Source organism: Corynebacterium sp. KPL2895 (assembly GCF_040225815.1).
Taxonomy (GTDB): Bacteria; Actinomycetota; Actinomycetes; order Mycobacteriales; family Mycobacteriaceae; genus Corynebacterium; species Corynebacterium rhinophilum.
Genome location: NZ_JBEHFY010000006.1, coordinates 35,883 through 55,024, shown reverse-complemented (window position 1 = coordinate 55,024; position 19,142 = coordinate 35,883). Strand labels below are relative to the sequence as shown.

General features: G+C 59.5%; 18 protein-coding genes. 8 read left to right on the top strand and 10 right to left on the bottom strand.

All coding sequences use genetic code 11. The features are described from left to right. Positions 1-4: 4 nt before the first annotated feature. Entirely contained in the window at positions 5-1,048 is a 1,044-nt protein-coding gene (locus ABRP95_RS03955; RefSeq protein WP_284784459.1) for an RNase H family protein, read from the bottom strand. Between the two features lie 533 nt (positions 1,049-1,581). Here ABRP95_RS03955 and ABRP95_RS03950 point away from each other — a divergent pair. From ABRP95_RS03950 to ABRP95_RS03940, 3 genes are all read left to right on the top strand, one after another. Further along, entirely contained in the window at positions 1,582-2,481 is a 900-nt protein-coding gene (locus ABRP95_RS03950) for a DUF559 domain-containing protein (RefSeq protein ID WP_349838983.1), read from the top strand. A 196-nt stretch (positions 2,482-2,677) separates the two neighbouring features. After that, positions 2,678-3,841 (top strand): NRAMP family divalent metal transporter, encoded by a 1,164-nt coding sequence (locus ABRP95_RS03945; protein WP_284781960.1) that lies wholly within the window; start codon positions 2,678-2,680, stop codon positions 3,839-3,841. Then, a complete protein-coding gene (locus ABRP95_RS03940; protein WP_284770064.1) occupies positions 3,832-4,611 on the top strand; it encodes a putative hydro-lyase in 780 nt (259 codons plus the stop codon). The genes ABRP95_RS03945 and ABRP95_RS03940 overlap by 10 nt, the downstream gene beginning before the upstream one ends. Before the next feature lie 20 nt (positions 4,612-4,631). On the opposite strand, the gene ABRP95_RS03935 is transcribed toward ABRP95_RS03940, so the two are convergent. Continuing rightward, a complete protein-coding gene (locus ABRP95_RS03935) occupies positions 4,632-5,249 on the bottom strand; it encodes a GntR family transcriptional regulator (RefSeq protein WP_349838982.1) in 618 nt (205 codons plus the stop codon). A gap of 116 nt (positions 5,250-5,365) precedes the next feature. Between ABRP95_RS03935 and ABRP95_RS03930 the strand changes: the two genes are divergently transcribed. Both ABRP95_RS03930 and ABRP95_RS03925 read left to right on the top strand, forming a co-directional pair. Beyond that, entirely contained in the window at positions 5,366-5,977 is a 612-nt protein-coding gene (locus ABRP95_RS03930; RefSeq protein ID WP_349838981.1) for an ATP-binding protein, read from the top strand. 178 nt (positions 5,978-6,155) lie between these two features. After that, positions 6,156-6,461, top strand: coding sequence for a DUF8462 domain-containing protein (locus ABRP95_RS03925; protein WP_349838980.1), 306 nt, complete (start codon positions 6,156-6,158; stop codon positions 6,459-6,461). Between the two features lie 10 nt (positions 6,462-6,471). Here the strand turns inward: ABRP95_RS03925 and ABRP95_RS03920 are convergent, their stop codons facing one another. The 4 genes from ABRP95_RS03920 to ABRP95_RS03905 all read right to left on the bottom strand — a co-directional run bounded on the left by ABRP95_RS03920 (position 6,472) and on the right by ABRP95_RS03905 (position 12,727). Next, positions 6,472-8,265 (bottom strand): ATP-binding protein, encoded by a 1,794-nt coding sequence (locus tag ABRP95_RS03920; RefSeq protein ID WP_284770060.1) that lies wholly within the window; start codon positions 8,263-8,265, stop codon positions 6,472-6,474. After that, positions 8,255-9,874, bottom strand: a complete 1,620-nt coding sequence (locus ABRP95_RS03915) for a 5-oxoprolinase subunit B/C family protein (RefSeq protein WP_349838979.1) — start codon at positions 9,872-9,874, stop codon at positions 8,255-8,257. Before ABRP95_RS03915 ends, ABRP95_RS03920 begins: the two co-directional genes overlap by 11 nt. Continuing rightward, positions 9,874-10,635, bottom strand: a complete 762-nt coding sequence (locus tag ABRP95_RS03910) for a LamB/YcsF family protein (protein WP_284849874.1) — start codon at positions 10,633-10,635, stop codon at positions 9,874-9,876. The genes ABRP95_RS03915 and ABRP95_RS03910 overlap by 1 nt, the downstream gene beginning before the upstream one ends. Before the next feature lie 145 nt (positions 10,636-10,780). Beyond that, a complete protein-coding gene (locus tag ABRP95_RS03905; protein ID WP_349838978.1) occupies positions 10,781-12,727 on the bottom strand; it encodes a fructose-specific PTS transporter subunit EIIC in 1,947 nt (648 codons plus the stop codon). Between the two features lie 382 nt (positions 12,728-13,109). Between ABRP95_RS03905 and ABRP95_RS03900 the strand changes: the two genes are divergently transcribed. After that, complete coding sequence (locus ABRP95_RS03900; RefSeq protein WP_349838977.1) at positions 13,110-13,619, top strand: 2'-5' RNA ligase family protein; 510 nt, start codon at positions 13,110-13,112, stop codon at positions 13,617-13,619. Here ABRP95_RS03900 and ABRP95_RS03895 read toward each other — a convergent pair. The 3 genes from ABRP95_RS03895 to ABRP95_RS03885 all read right to left on the bottom strand — a co-directional run bounded on the left by ABRP95_RS03895 (position 13,605) and on the right by ABRP95_RS03885 (position 15,713). Further along, positions 13,605-13,895: a HepT-like ribonuclease domain-containing protein gene (locus ABRP95_RS03895; RefSeq protein WP_349838976.1), complete on the bottom strand. Its 291-nt coding sequence runs from the start codon at positions 13,893-13,895 to the stop codon at positions 13,605-13,607. The two genes, ABRP95_RS03900 and ABRP95_RS03895, sit on opposite strands and share 15 nt — an antisense overlap. 139 nt (positions 13,896-14,034) lie before the next feature. After that, positions 14,035-14,454, bottom strand: coding sequence for a hypothetical protein (locus ABRP95_RS03890; RefSeq protein ID WP_284781797.1), 420 nt, complete (start codon positions 14,452-14,454; stop codon positions 14,035-14,037). Between the two features lie 56 nt (positions 14,455-14,510). Continuing rightward, positions 14,511-15,713, bottom strand: coding sequence for an amidase (locus tag ABRP95_RS03885; RefSeq protein ID WP_349838975.1), 1,203 nt, complete (start codon positions 15,711-15,713; stop codon positions 14,511-14,513). A 150-nt stretch (positions 15,714-15,863) separates the two neighbouring features. Between ABRP95_RS03885 and uriH the strand changes: the two genes are divergently transcribed. Beyond that, a complete protein-coding gene (gene uriH / locus ABRP95_RS03880; protein ID WP_349838974.1) occupies positions 15,864-16,805 on the top strand; it encodes a uridine-preferring nucleoside hydrolase UriH in 942 nt (313 codons plus the stop codon). 327 nt (positions 16,806-17,132) lie between these two features. Beyond that, entirely contained in the window at positions 17,133-17,642 is a 510-nt protein-coding gene (locus ABRP95_RS03875) for a gluconokinase (protein ID WP_349838973.1), read from the top strand. On the opposite strand, the gene ABRP95_RS03870 is transcribed toward ABRP95_RS03875, so the two are convergent. Continuing rightward, a complete protein-coding gene (locus ABRP95_RS03870; protein ID WP_284781784.1) occupies positions 17,639-19,033 on the bottom strand; it encodes a GntP family permease in 1,395 nt (464 codons plus the stop codon). The two genes, ABRP95_RS03875 and ABRP95_RS03870, sit on opposite strands and share 4 nt — an antisense overlap. Positions 19,034-19,142 lie beyond the last annotated feature (109 nt).

Genomic DNA, 19,142 nt, shown 5'->3' with positions numbered 1-19,142 from the left:
GAGGCTACACTGCCTTGAGCGCCTTGCTGATCCCGCTTTGCAAGGTAGGCCGCGATTGCTTCATGGGGTGCGCAATGGCGCGCAGCCCCATATACGCAATCTGATCGGCGGCGCGATTGAGCGGATCCCCGGCATGACCGAGCACACGGCGAATATCCACTTCGCAGGTGCCTTCTAGATCGCCCCAGGCCTGTTGGAATCGGGAGCGCGCACTAGACGAGACACCGCGCCACCTGCGTCCCGGCCGTGCCGCCTTCGAGCCTTTCTTGTGCACAATGTGGTTGACAGCATCCAATGCCGCAACAGAATCGGATTCGATCACGGCCTTCGTCGCACCTACCTTGAGCAGGTACTTTAAGGCGAGCGTGAGCGCTTCTAACTCCAGTTCATCCGTGCTAGCTTTCGTCTCGCGGGTGTGCAGGCGGTAGTCACCGTTTCCCGCCACGAAACACATCGACCCCTTGAATACGGTATCGGAGGAAGCATCGGTAGCGATGCGCACCACCGCGCCCGTCGGCCAGGATGTCGTATGCGAGAAATTCGGCCACCATTTCGCCTCTGGCGTTTCGACCTTGTTTGCTTCCTTCTTCTTCGGGGCCTCGCCCAGCTTGCGGGCCTTCCGCGCGGTCAAGCCAGCTTGTTTGCGGCGTGCGGAGCTCGCGCTTGCCGATGCCCGATTCTCCCCCGCAAAGCTCCCCGTCACCGTATAGCCGCGCTTCTCGAGTGCCGATCGCAGCGCATTTTGCCTGCGACCAGTGACAATCCAGGTACGTCCATCGATTCCGCGCAGGGCGCGCTGTAGCTCGCTAACTGCAACTTTGACGATATCGCCCTTTTTGATCTGGCCTTTGCGTACAAAGCGTGCCTGCGGAGTGTTGACCGCGATGACCCAGCCCTCGATGGTTCCGTCCTCCGCTGAGTCCCAGCGTTCGTCCCACAGGGCGATCGCCACATGGACCGGCGCAGACACCATGTCCTTGGTGATTTTGCGGGTGCCGTAGGTACGCGATTGCGTGCCGGTGAGTGCTGAGAGCTCGAGGGGTTCCATTGGTTCTAGTAAATCACGCCCCATTCCAGCGGTGAGCTGCACGCGCCTGATGTGGACTCGATTCGTGACTGTTCGCGATAGTTTTAGGACTCGTTGCGGCCCCTCCCGCAACAGTGCAACAAAGAGCTGTCCACTGGGCTGCTCAAAGGGCTCTTCAGGATGCCTTGCATAAGCTGCTTCAAGAAGCTCTGCAACCGGCTGCTCAAAGGCCTCTTCCGGAAGCGTGGCAACGGGCACTGAGAAAGCCGTTTCAGGATGCTCCGAAAGTGCAGGGTCCCATGCAATATTTGAAGAGAATTTGCGATATTTGAGGAGCGAGTTTGCTCAGTTATTGCAGTGGAGGTTGACCATAGGAGGCTGACCTTCCAACCCTGACCAAAGCGACCGACTACCTATCCTTCGCAAAAGGTACTAGTCGCCCGTTCCGTGGGATTAGACCCGTTCAATGCGGATGCCCAGCGGGGAGCTCAGAATATGACCATTTGGAGCATCACGCTCAGCAGTTTCTCTAGGAAGCAGCGAAGATAAAGAGCATGTTAAATCATGAGTTAATTAATCTTCGCTATGCAGGTTCAACTAGTCCTTACTATCCCGCGCTGTACACGGGAGAATTAAAGCGAGTCGCTCCATGGATTGCAGTGAAAACAACGACGTGGGAAAGCTGGCCATGGCATAAGCAACAGCTTGCCCTTACTTTAGCGGCCGGCTTAAGTGCGCACCGCGCGTCATTGGTGGCTAAGTCAGCTGCGCGTATTTGGGGAATTTGGGTGATTCCCCGGAGAAAAGAGCTCGTTGAGCTCGCTTCACCTTCAGGAAGCATTCCACCGCACACGCAGTGGCCGCGAAAGTATTACCGAATGTCACGTATAGGGGAGACGTCGGTGGAAAAGTCCGGGGTTCGGGTGACTAATCCGGCACGAACGTGCTTGGATATCGCTAGGCTACATGGGTTTGCGCAGGGGCTTGTAGCGGTCGATTCCGCATTGCGTGCGGGCCTGGTTTCGCTAGAAGATCTGAAGGAAACTCGGGCAGCAATGGCTCGGATGAAGGGGCCTATCCCCATGAGAATGGTGGTGGAGCATGCGTATGCCGGTTCTGAATCACCGTACGAGTCGCTGTTGCGGGCGTTGATTATTGAAAGGATTCCCACGGCCACTGTGTACCCACAGTTTCGCGTATTGGGAAAGTACCGGGCTGACTTATGTATCGATGGGTGGCTCATTGTCGAGGTCGACGGGGATACCAAGTACGACGGTACTTATGGGAAAGCACCGGAAACAGTGGTCAAGGAACAGATGCGCAGGCAACGAGAAATCGAAAATCAGCAATTTACCGTATTGAGATTCGGGCCAAAAGAGCTGGTCAATGAGCGGAATAGGGTAGTGGAGACAATAGTTGAATATCTGGGGCGAAAGGCGGGAAAAGTAGCGTAGATCACCCCCGAAGCACCCCTAGCTATAGACGTTGTTGAACAACCTCCGTAATAACAATTATGATGATGCGAATCACATTTAAGAGAGACCGGCGTCACGAAAGGTGAAACTAGTGAGTGCTGAAAAACAAGCTTCCGCCTCGGCACAGGCGGATGCGCAGGCGGATGCGAAAACCCCGCCCAAGGGCATTGGCGCCATGGCGGGCGCCATGTTCCTCATGGCTACCTCGGCCATTGGCCCGGGCTTTTTGACCCAGACTTCGGTCTTTACCGTCCAGATGGGCGCTTCTTTTGCCTTCGCAATCGCGCTGTCCATCTTGGTGGACATTGCCATCCAGCTTAATGTGTGGCGCGTGCTCTGCGTGACGGGAATGCGCGCCAATACCTTGGGCAATACAGTCCTGCCCGGATTGGGCTGGGTGCTCGCAGGCTTCGTCTTTTTCGGCGGGGCGATTTTTAATATCGGTAATATCGCCGGCGCAGGCTTGGGCCTGAACGCGATGCTGGGCATCGATGCCCGCATCGGTGGCGTCATTGCAGCGGCGATTGCGGTGTTCATCTTCCTCTCCCGCCGCGCTGGAATGGCGCTGGACCGCCTCGTGGCCGCCTTGGGCGCGGTAATGATCCTGCTTATGTTGTATGTGGCCATCGTCAGCCAGCCGCCGGTAGGGGAGGCGCTTAAGAATACCGTCGCGCCGGGTGAAATTGATTTCTTTGTCATCACCACCATCATCGGCGGCACCGTCGGCGGCTATATCACTTTTGCCGGCGCGCACCGGTTGATCGATGCGGGCTTATCTGGCGTTGAAAACGTCAAGAACATTACGCGGACTTCCGTCAGTGGCATCATCGTCACCGGTATTATGCGCATGCTGCTCTTCTTGGCGGTATTGGGCGTGGTAGCTACCGGCGTCACGCTAAAAGAAAATAATACTGCCGCCGATGCCTTCTACCACGCAGCTGGTGAATTCGGCCTCCGCGCATTCGGCATGGTGCTCTTTGCCGCAGGCCTTTCTTCCGTCATCGGTGCCGCTTATACCTCGGTATCCTTCGTGACCACCCAGGAAACTTCGTCCCGGACCCGCAATATCTTCACCGTCATCTTCATTACGGTTTGTACGATCATTTTTGTACTAATCAACTCCGCGCCGCAAAAGCTCTTGATCTTCGCCGGTGCGATTAACGGGCTCATCCTTCCCATCGGCTTCGCGCTGGTGATGTGGGTGGCCTGGCGCCGCAAGGACCTGCTGCAAGGTTATAAGTACCCAAAGTGGCTGCTTATCCTTGGCAGCCTGGTCTGGTTGCTCACCATCTTCATCGGTCTCCGAGCAGTCTCAGGAATCACGGCGATATGGGCATAATGCATACGCCAGAAGAGGTGCGCGAGTTTGCGCGCACCCACGAGATGACCACCACCGCCGGGCACGCGCGAGGCTACATGCAGGCCAACCTGCTCTCGCTGCCCAGCGCATACGCCTTCGACTTCCTGCTTTTCGCCCAGCGCAACCCCAAGCCGTGCCCCATCGTCGGCGTGCTTGAGGCAGGCCAGTACACCTCGGATCTGCTACCTGGCGGCGATATCCGCACCGATATCCCGGCCTATCGCATCTTTGAGCATGGTGAGCACACGGCCACGCTTGCCGATGCCACCTCCCATTACACCCCTGACATGGTCAGCTTCCTTATCGGCTGCTCGTTTACCTTTGAAACAGCGCTGGTGGATGCGGGCATAGAGATCGCGCATATCAAACAGCAACGCAATGTGCCGATGTACCGGACGAATATTCCTACTACTCCTGCGGGCGTATTTTCCGGACCGATGGTGGTATCGATGCGCCCGATTCCGGCATCGCAGGTCTCCGATGCGGTGCGCATTACCTCCCGCTATCCATCCGTGCATGGCGCGCCGGTGCACGTGGGGGACCCAGCGGCTATCGGCATTGCGGATTTAGCGCACCCAGACTTTGGTGATGCGGTGGATATTCCAGAAGGCTGCTTGCCCGTCTTTTGGGCGTGTGGGGTCACCCCGCAAGCCATCGTGATGGAATCAAAGCCGGAGCTGGCCATTTCCCATGCGCCGGGCAAGATGCTGGTGACCAATGCCCGCGATGCGGAGTACCTCATCCCTTAGGCATTGTCCCCGCTACTTTCTTAGTCCGTGAAGGACAAGATGGTATCGCAGGTTTCTAAGAGGCTATCGCGCAAGCGCGTGGTGGCCTCTTCGCGTTTTCCCTCCGCGATGAGCGTGGCCACATCAACGTTGCCTTGAATGTGCTCGGCGTGCAGCTGCGGGTAGCGGGGAATGACCAATAAGAAGGTAAGCCGCATGCGCGCGAGCAGGTTGCTCATCTGCTCATCCAAGGTGGGAGAATCAAGTCCTGCTACCAGTGCTTGGTGGAAGCGCTGGTTAATGGAGGAGACTTCCTGGTGTTTATCGCGCCTTGCGCATTCGAAGGCGGAGGATGCGAGGGAGATGAGCGAGGGGGCATCGGCAAACGCGCCCCACCGCGCGGCAGCCGGCTCGATGGCGGCGCGGGCGGCGAATAAATCGCGGATATAGGCGGCATCCGGGGTGGCGATGAAGACGCCGCGGTGGGGGATGCGTTCAACCAGGCGCTCGGCTGCGAGCGTGGTGAAGGCCTCGCGGAGGGTATTGCGGGAGCAACCGAATTGCTCGGCCACCTTTACCTCGCTGAGCTGCTCGCCGGGTTGAAAATTGCCGGCCGATATCTCTTGGCGCAAAGCGGTGGCGACGGACTGGGAAAGCATGCCCCTCACCTTACTGAATGGGTGAGGCGTCAACGGCCATTCCGTATGACTTAAAGATCTAAAAGTTCTAAAGAGGCGGCGAAGTTCTAAAAGATCTAAATGGAAGGTCTGGCATAGTGATTCCAGATAAGAATCCTTTTCGCCCCAGTTTTGGCGCGTCGCCGGTGCAGCTGGCTGGGCGCAAATTTGAAATCAGCTCGTTTAACTATGGGCTCGTGGGTGGTGTGGGCAGCATGCAGCGCGCCTTGCTGGTCAGCGGTACTCGCGGGGTGGGCAAAACCGTGCTGCTCAATGAGTTCGAAGAATCCGCGCGCCGCCTAGGGTGGGTTGTTATCCGCGCCTATGCGGATGCCCAGATGGTAGCGCAGCTGCGTGATTCCACGATTCCGGAAGCCATCGAGGAGCTGGACTATACGGTGAATCCGGGCCGCAAGATCACGGGATTCTCTGTGGCGGGCGTGGGATCTGTGACGACACAATTGCCCCACAACCAGGCCCAGCCCAGCTTGGTCTCGCGGCTGCGTAGCCTCTTGAAGGCCGCGCGTGCGCATGATGCTGGAGTCTTGTTGACTGTCGATGAGGTGCAAGCGGCTTCCGTGGGCGAGCTTGCGCAGCTTGCCACCGCCATCCAGGATCTCATTCGGGACGAGTACGATATCGCCTTCGCCGCCGCGGGATTGACCTTCGGGGTAGAAGAACTATTGGACCACGAGGGCACTACCTCTTAGCGCCGCGCTCAAAGGCTGGATTTGGGGCTGCTTGATGATGCCACCGTAGCTGAGACCCTGCATAGCACCGCCACCGTGGCTGGGCGCGGTTTCAGCGAGCGCGCTTTGGAAGAGGCGACCGCATTGGTGCAGGGGTATCCGTACCTAATGCAGTTGGTCGGCGCTTTGGCGTGGACCCATGCGGTACTCGATGGCGCGCGAGATTCCAGCGCATATGGGCAACCAGGTGCACAAGATTGCGTTGAAGAATGTTCCTGACGCCCAGCGCGCTTTTCTCAACGCCATGGCGGAGCTGGAAGCCGAACACGGACCTGATATTCCCACCGGTGCCATCGCGGCGCACCTGGGCAAGACTCCCAATGCCATTTCCATGGCCCGCAAGCTGCTTTTAGAACGCGATCTCATCGCCAGCCACCGCTATGGAACCGTGCGCTTTCTCTTGCCCTACCTGGGCGAGTATCTGCGCGGCCAAGCACCCAGGTAGGCAGCACGCGCTAGTCGATGGTCGCAATCACCGTCGCGGAATCCAGGCGGTCGCCCTCCTTAGCGAGGATCTTGATGGTGCCGCCGCGCGGGGCCTTGATGGCAGATTCCATCTTCATGGCCTCGACCGTGGCGATGGAATCGCCCTCGGAGACGCTATCGCCATCGGATACATTCCAGGCCACGAGGTTGGCCTCGAAGGGGGAGGTGACCGCGTTATCGTCGGTGGACTGCGCCCCGGCCGTCGAGGGAGCGGTGGCACCAGAACCGTCCGCGCCGCCCGCACCAGCGCCGGCACCGGCACCGGCGCCTGCGAGGAAGTCCATGGGCACGCCGATATTGACGAGCTTGCCATCGATTTCCACCGCGACCGTCCGGCGCTTGGTGTAGATGGCCTCGACCTTGTCTACCTGGTTGGCGGCAGAGGGACGGTAGTTGTGGTCGAGCCAGTCAGTAAAGACGCCGATTTCGCTGGCGCCGGCATCGGCCTCAGCGGAAGACGCAGTGCCAATAAGTGCTGGCTCGTCCATCATGTCGCGGTGGAAGGGCAGCACGGTGCGCACGCCGGAGACGTCGAATTCGCGCAGCGCCTGGCGCGAGCGGGCGAGGGCTACCTCGCGCGTGGGGCCCCACACGATGAGCTTGGCAATGAGCGAGTCATAGTACGGCGGGATAATGGATCCCGAGCGGACAGCCGAATCGACGCGAATGCCGGGGCCAGTGGGCGGCTCGAAGGAGACGATGGTGCCGGGGCAGGGGGCAAAACCGTTGAGGATGTCTTCGGCATTGATGCGGAACTCAAAGGCGTGGCCGGTGGAATCCGGATCCTCAGAGATAGACAGGGGCTCGCCCGCGGCGATGCGGAATTGCTCGGCGATGATATCGGTGCCGGTCACGACCTCGGTTACGGGGTGTTCGACTTGGACGCGGGTATTGACCTCCAAAAAGGAGATGGTGCCGTCCTCGGAAACGATGTATTCCACGGTGCCGGCGCCGGTATAGCCCACGTGGGAACAAATGGAGCGCGCGCCTTCGATGATGCCGGTGCGCTGGGCATCGGAAAGCGCGGGCGCAGGGGCCTCCTCGATGAGCTTTTGGAAGCGGCGCTGGGTGGAGCAATCGCGGGTGCCCAGCACGCGGACGTTGCCATGGGTATCCGCCAAGACCTGCGCCTCCACGTGGCGCGGGTGGGTCAGGAACTTCTCCACGTAGCACTCGGCGCGGCCGAAGGCCTCCATGGCCTCGCGCCCGGCGGAGTTAAACGCGCCCTCGATCTCATCCATGGAGTCCACGACCTTAAGGCCGCGCCCGCCGCCGCCATAAGCGGCCTTGATGGCAATGGGTAGGCCATGCTCCTCGGCAAAAGCGCGGGCCTCCTGCCAATCATCGATGGGATCTGAGGTGCCCGGAGCCAGGGGCGCACCGACCTCTTCAGCCACGCGGCGCGCGGCAATCTTATCGCCCAACAGCTCGATGGACTCCGGGGATGGGCCGATCCACACCATGCCGGCATCGGTGACGGTGCGGGCGAAGTCGGCGTTTTCGGAGAGGAAACCGTAGCCCGGGTGGATGGCATCGGCGCCAGCGCGCACGGCGATATCCAGCAGCGCCGGGATATTCATGTAAGTATCGGCGGCGGTATTGCCGGGCAGCGCATAGGCTTCATCGGCAACCTGGGTGTGCAGGGCACCGGCATCGGCCTCGGAATAAATGGCGACGGACTTAATGCCCAAGTCGCGGGCCACGCGGGCAATGCGCACGGCGATTTCGCCGCGGTTAGCAATGAGGACGGTTTTAATCTGCATTTTCTTCTCCAGTATTTAAAGCTTGAGGTGTCACGAGGCGGAAGGTCACGCGCGCGCCGGGCGGGAGCTGCGCGGCGATGTCGATATCTTCTTCCAAGACGGTGGCGATGACGGGATAGCCGCCGGTGACGGCATGGTCGCGCAGGAAGACCACCGGCTTGCCATTCGGCGGGATCTGGATGGAGCCGGCCACCATTCCCTCGGAGGGCAACTCGCCGTCTTTCACGCGTTGCACGGTGATGTCCCCATCTGCGGAGGCTTCAGAAGCCTCCGCGCCGTCTTTCGCCCCGGAAAGCCTGAGGCCAACGCGGTTGGAATCAGAGGAAACGACCCATTCGGTATCCAGGAAGGTAGAGATATTATCGCCAAACCAGTCATCGCGCGGACCCAGCACGCAGCGCAGCGTCGCGCGCGTTTTGCCAGTGGAATCGGCGGATACGCGCAGAGGATTGACCAATTGCGCATCCGTCATGCCGGTCGAGCGCGGCAGCACGCCGATGACATCGCCAGTGGTGACGGGATCGGGGCCGAGGCCAGAAAGCACGTCGGTGGAAGAGGACCCCAGTTCGGATTCGGCAATGATGCCGCCGCGAATGGCAACGTAGTTGCGCATGCCTACCGTTGCGGCACCGACCGTCACGGTCTGGCCAGCGGTAACGAGCACCGGGCGGGCGAGGTGCACGGGCATCTCCCCCAGGCGGACGCGGGCGGTGGCGCCGGTAACGCAGATGACGGTATCGGTCAGCGCGCGCAGCTTAATGCCGCCGATATTTTCTAGCACCGTCGCACCCCGCGGATTGCCCACGGCGACATTCGCGGTTGCCGCGGCGGCGTGATCGGCGGCACCGGAGGGTGTTACGCCAAGGTCGCCTACGCCGGGGCGGCCAAGGTCTTGAAAAAGCGTGAGCAGGCCGGCATCGAGGACCTCCATGCGGGGCAGACGGGCCGGCGAGCGCTTGGATTCCGCGCTGCGATCCACCAAGTCCGGTAGCTCGTCCACCGCGCGGTAGCGCACGCGGTCACCGGGCTGCACCAATGCGGGTGGGTTAGCGTGCGAATCCCACATCGGGGTATTGGTGGTGCCGAGCAACTGCCAGCCACCTGGTGAAACGCGCGGGTAGACCGCAGAGAACTCGCCCGCGATGCCCACGGCGCCAGCCGGAACGGCCGTGCGCGGATCGGAGCGGCGGGACACGGCCTTGGCCTGGGCAGGATCGGAGGGCGCGCAGTAGGTAAAGCCGGGAGCAAAGCCGCCAAAGGCGGCAGTCCACTCGGTAGAGGTATGCCAGTCAATTAAGGCCTCGCGCGACATGCCGAGGAGCTCGGCGGCGGCGTCGACATCTTCGCCATCGTAAAGCACGTCGATGTCTACCGTGCGCGCCTCTTTTGCGGTAGCGGCGGCAGGGGAGAAGTCCGTCAGGAACTCTGCGGCCGCGCGCGCGGAATTAGGCGCCTCAAAGGTAATGAGCAATGTGGTGGCAGCGGCAATGCAATCCACCTGGTTCTTGAGCGGTTTAGCAGACAGCGCAGCATGCCACGCCATGACCTGCTCGAGCCCGTCTAAATCAACGAGCAGGGCGCGGGTGCCAACGAAGTGAATATGCGGCATTAGATAAAGCTCCGAATGTCGATTCCTTCCGCGCTGAGGCGCTCGACCACACCGCGCAGCAATTTCACGGATCCCGGTGAATCACCGTGGGTGCACACGGATTGGGCATCGACATCGAGCGTCGTGCCGTCGATGGCGGTAATGGATCCGGTTTGGGCGACTTCTAGCACGCGCTTGACGACATCCCCTTCATCCCCCAATACCGCATTGTCCTGCTTGCGTGAGACCAGCGTGCCATCGGGGTTGTAATTGCGGTCCGCAAATGCCTCGCGGATGACGGTGAGGCCTTGCGATTCTGCAATATCGACCGCGCGGCCGCCCGGCAGCAGCATCACAGGTAGATCCCCGAAGGCCTTAATGCCCGCGATGACACCCTTGGCCTGTGCCTCGTCCTTGACGATGGTGTTGTACATCGCCCCATGCGGCTTCACGTAGGACACCCGTGTGCCATTGGCGCGCGCCAGCGCGTCAAGCGCACCAATTTGGTAGGTGATCTCGTCCGCGAGCTCCGCCGCGTTGTAGTCGATGAAGCGGCGGCCGAAGCCGGCCGGATCGTTATAGCCCACGTGTGCACCGACCGTTACTCCCGCACGCGCCGCGGCCTCAAGGGTCTGGGCAATGGAGTGCGGGTCACCGGCGTGGAAGCCGGTGGCGACATTGGCAGAAGAGACCATCTCCAGCATCGCGGCATCATCGGCTACCGGGTTGCCAGCGGTGGTTTCACCCAAGTCCGCGTTGAGATCAATGTGGAGCGAAGCCATTCAACACCGTCCTTAATTGTTGAACAATAAGTGTGAATCTTAGTGTAACCCGTGCCACTGCCATTTGTGAAGGCGGTTACGTTTTCGGGGGCGTGGTATCGGTGGAACAGCTCCTTGCTGGGCAGGCTGAGGCCAAGGCAGAAGACTAAGACTCCACGGCGGCTTGTGGCTCGACTTGGAGGACAGAGGCGATAACCTCTTCTGCTTCTTCACGAGAGCTGGCCGCGTGCAGTTGGGCGCGGAAATCTTCCTTCATGATGGCGCGGGCGAGGGTGGACAGTAGCTTCAAGTGCTGTTTCCCAGCGTCATCGGGCACGGCGATAAGGAAGGCTAAGCTCGTGGGTCCTTCTCCGGTGCCCCAGGTGATGCCACCTTCGGGAAGCCGGGCGAAGGCCAGCGTCGGTGTGGTAACCCCAGCGGAACGAGCGTGCGGGATGGCCACGCCGTGGCCCACGCCGGTGGAGTGTTGGGACTCGCGGTGAAGGGCGGCATCGGCAACCGCAGCGGCGTCGCTAATGCGGCCATCGGCTGCGGCGAGGGAAACGAGCGACTTGATGACGGCCTCGGAGTCATTACCGAGTGGCTCATCGAGGCTGATGGTAGAGGTACCGAGAAGCGGGAGCACTGTGGGCTCCTCCGTGTTCTCCTCTGTTTCCGGGGAGCGTTGGGTCAGGCGAATGAGCAGGAGCATGAGCGCGGCACACACGGCAACGCCGCAGAGCATGGACAGGAAGAACCAGGCCACCTGATCCACCGCGCCGAGAACGGCGACGATGGGGCCGCCGTGCATGACATGATCTCGGACGCCAAACGCGCCGGCCATGGCACCGGCGACGGCACCGCCCACCACGTTGGCCGGGATGACCTGCAGGGGGCGCGCCGCGGCCAGGGGAATGGCGCCTTCGATGATGCCGAAAAATCCCATAAATAGTGCGGCGATACCGGAGTCCTTTTCCGCCTTATTGAACCAACCGCGGCGCAGGAGGGTAGCCACGCCCACGGCGAGCGGCGGGACCGCAATCGCGGCGGCGGTCATACCCATCGGGGCGGCATTTCCCGCGGCGATCATGCCGCCGCCAAACAGGAAGGCAGTCTTATTGAACGGCCCACCCATATCGAAAGCGATCATCGCGCCGATGATAAGACCCAGCACAATCGCCGATGAGCCTTCCAGCCCGCTGAGGTATTCGGTCATGGCCTCAAAGGCGGTGGCAATCGGTGCGCCGATGAAATAGATGAAGGCCAAGCCCACTATCAACGTGGTGAAAATCGGGATGACGATAATCGGCCAAATCGGCGCGATGAATTTGTGCACCGGAATCTTCTTGATCGCAAGTGCCACGTAGCCGGAGAGGATACCGGTGACGATACCGCCCAAGAATCCAGCGCCAGCCTCGGACCCGTACAGCGAACCGGTTGTGGCGATGAGCCCGGTAATAAGGCCCGGTGCCAACCCCGGCCTATCCGCGATGCCAACAGCAATGTAGCCCGACAAGACCGGCACCATCAGCGAAAATGCCAGGCCACCGAGCTCATTGAGCGTATTCCAGAAGCTATCTTCAGGAATCGACAGTCCTTCCGGCGTGGGCGTGCCACCCAATGACAGCGCCACGGCGATGAGCAATCCGCCGGTAACCACGAAGGGAATCATGTGGGAAACGCCGTTCATCAGCGCCTTGTACATGGTCTGCCCAATACCGCGCAGCCCAGCATCTTCCGCGGTGTCCTCTGCCTCGCTTGCCGATGTCCCCTTATCCTCCCCCTTCCACTCTGCTGCCTCCAAGGACTTGGTCAACAGCTGCTCGGGGTGCTTGATGGCCTCGTCCACGCCGGTGGCCACCAAGCGCTTGCCGTGGAATCGGTCCTTTGTGATGACGGTATCGGCACCGATGACAATGGCATCGGCTTGCTCAATGTCTTGTGCGCTGAAGTTGCCCTCCACGCCGATGGAACCGTGCGTTTCAATCTTGATGAGGTAGCCCAACTTCTCGGCGGCGGCCTCTAAGTTCTCGGCGGCCATATAGGTATGGGCGATACCCGTTGGGCAAGCCGTGATGGCGAGAATGAAAGGCGAAGAATCTGATGTGCTCATACTCTTATTAAAGGCACCCGGTTAAACGAGCACAAGAGAATTGGAAGGTTCTTTGCGCAGGGGCCGGCGTGCAAGGGCCCTATGCGCAACCTCCTCTATGCAGGGTCCGATGTACGGGAGCTAATGTGCAGGGTCCTATGCGCAACCTCCTGTGTGCAGTGTCCGATGTGCAACCTCCTCTGCATCAACTGAAGGCGCGATGCGATTTTTGAAGGGCGAGTTTGCTCAAACTGTGCAAAGGACCTATAGCATCGCGGAGATCGCACAAGCGCTGACCGGCGGTACCCTAGAAACAGAACTAGAACTAGAAACAGAACCGAAACCGCCCGCACTTGGGGAGCACGAATGAATCGTGCCCACTTGAAACGAAGAAAGCCGCATCGTGAGTACAGCATCGCCGGATAATATCCTGCTCTACCTGCCAGGAAAGCAGGAAGAGCAGATTCGGGAGATCTTTGCCGGTCTGGCCGAGCGCGGATTCCCCGTGCAGAACCAGCGCCCGCATATTACGGTGCCCTTCGCGCCGGAGATGGACCCCGACGTTGTAGAGCTTGCCGCGGAGCTTTTACCGGCGGTTATTCCGGCGACGTTTCGGCGCGTGGGAAATGTCATCTTCGGCACCAAGCGGAAACGAACCGTGGCGTGGTTATTAGAAACTAGCGATGAACTCGAAATGGCAGCGCGGAAGATTAGCGCCGCCAATCCTGAGGGGCGCGGTCCGCGCTGGACCCCGCACTTGACGATGGGCCTGCGCTTACCGCGCGAGGATGTGGGTGGCTATTTAACCGCGATGGATGAACTGACGTCCTCGCACTTCAAGGAACTTAACGCAGTAGAAGCTGCGTATTGGCGCCCGCGCACGCAAGAAAAGACGGTGCTAGCGGGAGGCTAGCCAGCGCGAAATCGATTTAACGTATTGCGTATATACATCTAATACTCGCGGGATTGAATTGGAGACGATTCCCAAGTCCACTTCAACGTAGTGGTGAGTAATGACATTGCGCAAAGCCAGACTCTTATAGAAATCTTGCTCTAGGTCGGCGGGTAAAACGCTCGCGCGAAGGAGATCTTCGAAACCGCGACGGCTACTAGAGTCCGCAACGTTTAAGGTCGTTGCCGCAATGTGTTGGTCAATATCCGTGGCAAGATCGATTCCTTGCTGCAGCATGAAAACACGGCATACATTTGTGAAAGATCAGAGCGCAGTTGTTTCGCATCTGAATCCCGGTATTTTTCAAGCTCGCCAAGTATGCGCCGGAGGGAGACAAGCCTTTTGCGGATAGTGTCAGATTGGAAATCCCGTGGACTCATGACATTAAGCTCCTGAGCTCGAACTCGCGACGGTACGCCGTATTGATGTACTCCCGTGCCGCCATCATTTGCAGCGTTCCATACTTGGAATTGGACGGATCGACCAAGAGCTCGCACTTTTGCAGAGCTTCATGTTGCGCCACCGTGTCTGCGGTATCCAGGCACATGAGATCGATGCCGTCGCCATAGCGGGCGTAAAACGCCGTGGCAACGTCGAGCACGTTGGGACGCTCAGCTTTTGCGCGCGAGAAATCGACCGAATAGGCAAGGTCAACATCATTAGCATTGGTGGCATCTACGTGCGCGCTGCCAAAAAGAACCAGCAGGTCAATGCCGGTATCCAAGCAGAATGACTCCAAGGAGCCGTCATCGGCCTCAGCGCGCAACCGCGCGGCAAGCTGTGCTGGAGTGCTCATAACGATCACCTTACCAACGACGTCAGCAGGCAGAGACGCGCAGAATTGCGGTGTGCTTAAAGCAGTGCCTGAATTTCGCGGGCGACGCGCAAGACGGTGAGATCCTGGCCCGGCTTGCCGATGACCTGCACCGCATCACCCACTCCCGTGGTGTCCCTCGTGCGCAGTGGGATAGTGATCGCCGGCCAACCCAACACATTGAAAGGCTCGGTCCAGCGGCGCAGGCTGGCGGCGGAGTCGGCAGTATTTTCTGCAGTGATGTCGTCCCATTTGATGGGGCCGGCGTCGAGGGTGGGGGTGAGGATGATGGGGGAGGCATCGAAAAGCGCCAGTGCTTTCGTACGCAGTTCTTCTACCTGCTGCGCTGCAGCGTCGTAGTCGGCCTGAGAAATATCCTGCCCGCCGAGGACGCGCTCCAAGATGACATCCTGGTACTTATCCCACTGGTCAAGGTAGGGCTGGTGGACGTCATAAGCCTCCTTGAGGCGCATCGACGCGTAGAGCTTCGCGGTGGTAGCGAGGGTGGATTCGAGCTGGGAGTAATCGAGGCGCTCCACGGCTGCGAACGTGGAATCCTGCAGCACAGACAGCAGACCAGCGAAGCGCTCACCTTTGGTTTGCAACGCAGAGACATCGATGGTGGATACAGTCTTGGCCGGAGTGGGTGCCTCATCCACCGTGGCTAGCAGGGCCTGCTCGATGAGCTCGATGGAGCTGGTGAAAAATCCTATGCAATCGAAGCTCGGCGCGAAGGGGAAGACGCCATCGAGCGGGATTATACCGGTGGTGGGCTTAAAACCCAGGACGCCCTGGCTGGCGGCCGGGACGCGCACGGAACCGGCGCTATCGGAACCCACCGTGAGATCTAGCGCCTCGCACGCAACCAGCGCCGCCGACCCAGAGCTGGATCCGCCGCCGCAGACCTGTGGATCGCGAGGATTGATCACGCGCCCATACGCGGAGGCGTCACCCAAGATGCCATAGGAAAACTCCTGGAGGTTGGCCTTGGCAACGGGAATCGCGCCGGCATCCATTAGCCGTTGTGCCACCGTGGCATTCTTGGTCGGAGCCGGTCCCATATCCACGTTGGTGCCACAGGTCGTTGGCACCCCGACGATATCCATGATGTCTTTAAAAGCAACAGGCAATCCGCGCAGCGTAAGTGCAGTATCTACGGCATCCTCATCAAAAGGAATGGTGGAAATCACCGCGTTAAAATCTTGCTGTGCCTGGGTCAGGCGGTCAGAAATTGAAGGCATGGTGGGGCGAATTCCTTTCCACGACGGTTTATACCGATCACGGGGTGGGTTACTGCTTTTCAGGGTACAACTGGTGAGCTCGGAGGAATTGAAGCTGCGCCGCACGATGAGACCGTGGCAGTCTTCACCGACCAAAAGTAGGCTCGAGACATGACGCAAAAAATTATTCTGGACTGCGATCCCGGCCACGATGATGCGGTGGCTTTGCTCCTGGCCATGGGGAACCCGGACATTGATTTGCTGGGCATTACCACCGTCGGCGGCAATCAGACCTTGGACAAAGTCGCCCGCAATGCGCTGGTGGTCAAGGAGATCGCCGGCCACCCAGAGATTCCGGTCTACGCCGGCTGCGTTCGCCCGCTCGTGCGCCCCGTGGAAGTCGCCGAGGCCATCCACGGCTCCACCGGCATGGATGTCAATGGCGTCGAGCTTTCGGACCCAAGCACCGCGCTTGCCGATGCCCACGCCATCGACTTCATCATCGACACCATTATGGCCCATGAACCCGGCACCATTACCTTGGTTCCAACGGGTCCGTTGACCAATATCGCTATGGCCGCGCGCAAAGAACCGCGCATCGTAGAGCGTGTCAAAGAGGTTGTGCTTATGGGCGGCGGCTACCACGAAGGCAATTGGTCCCCAGTCGCCGAATTCAATATCAAGATCGATCCTGAAGCAGCACATATCGTCTTCGAAGAGCCGTGGCCAGTCACGATGGTGGGGCTAGATCTGACCCACCAGGCACTGGCCACCGCCGAGGTCGAAGCCGAAATTAAGGCGTTGAATACGCCCGTCTCAGACTTTGTTGTCGGCCTCTTCGGCTTCTTCCGTGAGGCGTATCAGCAAAACCAAGGATTTACGGATCCTCCGGTTCACGATCCGTGCACGGTGGCTTACCTCATCGATCCGAGCATCGTGCGAACACGCAAGGCACCCGTGCATGTCGAGCTCGCCGGCGTACTTACCACCGGCATGACCGTGACTGACCTGCGGGAACCCGCTGATGACAGCTGCCATACCCAGGTCGCTACCAAGCTGGACCATGCGGGCTTCTGGAAATTGGTAACCGAGGCCCTCAAAAATCTTGCTTAGCTCTCTGTGCGCTTGGCCCAACGTAAGCTGCTTCAGTGTGGTCAATCGAACTGGGGGACTGGTGGAGAAGATGGGCATTGCTTTATAAACACCGATACAGGGAGGCTGCGTTTGATGGCGAAGAAAATGAAGGAGTACTACTTCTCACTTTAAAAAGCCGGTTATGGGGTCAAGGATCTTTGTAGACTTCTTCGGAATTGAGAAGTCCTCGCAAATTTTGGGAAAGAGGCTGCTCCTCGTCAAGATCCACATCCGCAAATTCACAGTTCGGGTCTTGTGACTCTAAGCGGATAAACTGAACAGGAAAACCCAACTCGAGGAGCCGCCATGGACCAGAACAAATTCCGTCATGTCGTCGTCATGGGAGTCTCTGGCTCGGGCAAGACAACGGTGGGGCAGGCCCTGTCTCCGTTGGTGGGGCTAGAGTACCGCGACGGCGATGATATGCATCCGCAGGCAAATATCGACAAGATGGCCGCAGGAACGCCGCTGAATGATGAGGACCGGGAGCCGTGGCTAAAACAGATTGGTCAATGGCTGGCGGATAGGCCAGAAGGCGCGATGGTGGGGTGCAGTGCACTGAAGCGAAAATACCGGGACCTGATTCGTGAGTACTGCCCAGGCGTGGCATTTGTGCACGTACACGGGGACTTTGATGTGTTGTATAAGCGGATGCAACACCGGCCGGGACACTTCATGCCAGCGTCGTTGTTGCAGTCGCAGTTCGACACCTTGGAGCCGCTGGAAGAGGACGAAACTGGCCGCGTCTTCGATGTGACGCGGCCAGCGGAAGATATTGCAGAAGACGCTGCTGCTTGGATAAAGACCGGCGCTTAAAAGACTGCAGCCGCGCCGTAGAGGACTAGGACGAGTGCGAAGCCGATGACGGAGATAAGCATCTGGTTGACGGTCCATGTCTTCAGAGTTGTCACGGTATCCATGCCCATTAGGCGGCCGACGAGCCAGAAGCCGGAATCGTTGACGTGGGAGCCAAAGACAGAACCGGCTGCGGTGGCCACAACGATGAGCGCGAGTTGGAGTTCGTTGAAACCGCCAGCTTCCACGGCGGGGACCATCAGGGCAGCAGCAGTGGTGAGTGCGACGGTGGCTGAACCTTGTGCCAGGCGGAGGGCTACGGCGATGAGGTAGCAGGCCAGGATGACGGGGATGCCGAGGCCGGAGAGGGAATCGGCAAGCGCATCGCCAATACCTGAGGTGCGAAGCACGCCGCCGAACATGCCGCCCGCGCCGGTGATGAGCACGACGGAACAGATAGGTCCAAGCGAGGAGTCAACGAGCTTTTCCAGCGCCGTCTTTTCCACGCCGCGGCGCAGGCCGAGGACTACCAGCGCGATAAGAACCGTAATCAGCAGTGCGATTGGAGTTTGGCCGAGCATGACGAAGAACCTGACCCACGTGGCATCAGCATCGATGGTGCCGTAGGAAGCTAGGGCATTGAGTCCGGTATTGAAGAAGATAAGCACCATCGGGATGAGCAGGATGGAAATCACCGTGGCGGCAGAGGCTGGTTTTAAGGGTTGTTCTTCCTTTTCAAGGACAGGCCCGGCGATGGCATCGGTGACCTTGAATGGGAACTTCTTGCCGGCATAAAGTCCAAAGCGGTAGCCAGAGATATACCAGGTAGGCAGGGCCAACAGCAGGCCGACGAGCAGCACCAGGCCGAGATCGGCGCCGTAGAATTCACTGGCGGCGACAGGACCGGGGTGCGGTGGCAGGTAGACGTGCATGACAGAAAATGCGCCGGCGGCTGGCAGGCCAAAAGCAAGGACTGGGCCATTCAAGCGGCGGGCGACGGCAAAGATAACTGGCAGCATCACGATAAGACCAGCGTCGAAGAAGATAGGAAAGCCCATAATCAGCGAGGCAATGCCGAGTGCAAGGGGTGCTTTATTTTCGCCAAAGCGGCGAACCATGGCATCGGCAAGCGACTGAGCACCGCCGGAAGCTTCCACGAGCCGGCCGATCATGGCGCCGAGTCCCACCAGAAGCGCCACCGAGCCAAGGGTCGAGCTGAAACTTTCCGTCATCGTAGGGACAATGCCTTCGAGCGGTATGCCAGCTGCAAGTGCTGTCAGCGCGGAGACCACCAGCAGAGTGAGAAAAGCGTGGAGCTTGAAATATATAACCAGCACCAAAATCACAGCGATTGCAGCGACCGCAATCCCTAGCAGCGGACCAGTGGACAATGTGGGTTCCCACGTCTCCATAGAGAAGGCTCCTTTTCTTGTGCAAACCTTTGAATACGGGCAACGTTAGCAGTAGCTCTGCTAGCCGATGCCCACATTTCCCCAACGTGGCTTATCCACCGCCCCGAAA

Coding starts and splice junctions, on each gene's coding strand:
- ABRP95_RS03955 (WP_284784459.1), bottom strand. CDS start 1,048: ATGGAACCCCTCGAGCTCTCAGCACTCACCGGCACGCAATCGCGTACC.
- ABRP95_RS03950 (WP_349838983.1), top strand. CDS start 1,582: ATGTTAAATCATGAGTTAATTAATCTTCGCTATGCAGGTTCAACTAGT.
- ABRP95_RS03945 (WP_284781960.1), top strand. CDS start 2,678: ATGGCGGGCGCCATGTTCCTCATGGCTACCTCGGCCATTGGCCCGGGC.
- ABRP95_RS03940 (WP_284770064.1), top strand. CDS start 3,832: ATGGGCATAATGCATACGCCAGAAGAGGTGCGCGAGTTTGCGCGCACC.
- ABRP95_RS03935 (WP_349838982.1), bottom strand. CDS start 5,249: ATGCTTTCCCAGTCCGTCGCCACCGCTTTGCGCCAAGAGATATCGGCC.
- ABRP95_RS03925 (WP_349838980.1), top strand. CDS start 6,156: ATGCGGTACTCGATGGCGCGCGAGATTCCAGCGCATATGGGCAACCAG.
- ABRP95_RS03920 (WP_284770060.1), bottom strand. CDS start 8,265: ATGCAGATTAAAACCGTCCTCATTGCTAACCGCGGCGAAATCGCCGTG.
- ABRP95_RS03915 (WP_349838979.1), bottom strand. CDS start 9,874: ATGCCGCATATTCACTTCGTTGGCACCCGCGCCCTGCTCGTTGATTTA.
- ABRP95_RS03910 (WP_284849874.1), bottom strand. CDS start 10,635: ATGGCTTCGCTCCACATTGATCTCAACGCGGACTTGGGTGAAACCACC.
- ABRP95_RS03905 (WP_349838978.1), bottom strand. CDS start 12,727: ATGAGCACATCAGATTCTTCGCCTTTCATTCTCGCCATCACGGCTTGC.
- ABRP95_RS03895 (WP_349838976.1), bottom strand. CDS start 13,895: ATGCTGCAGCAAGGAATCGATCTTGCCACGGATATTGACCAACACATT.
- ABRP95_RS03890 (WP_284781797.1), bottom strand. CDS start 14,454: ATGAGCACTCCAGCACAGCTTGCCGCGCGGTTGCGCGCTGAGGCCGAT.
- ABRP95_RS03885 (WP_349838975.1), bottom strand. CDS start 15,713: ATGCCTTCAATTTCTGACCGCCTGACCCAGGCACAGCAAGATTTTAAC.
- uriH (WP_349838974.1), top strand. CDS start 15,864: ATGACGCAAAAAATTATTCTGGACTGCGATCCCGGCCACGATGATGCG.
- ABRP95_RS03875 (WP_349838973.1), top strand. CDS start 17,133: ATGGACCAGAACAAATTCCGTCATGTCGTCGTCATGGGAGTCTCTGGC.
- ABRP95_RS03870 (WP_284781784.1), bottom strand. CDS start 19,033: ATGGAGACGTGGGAACCCACATTGTCCACTGGTCCGCTGCTAGGGATT.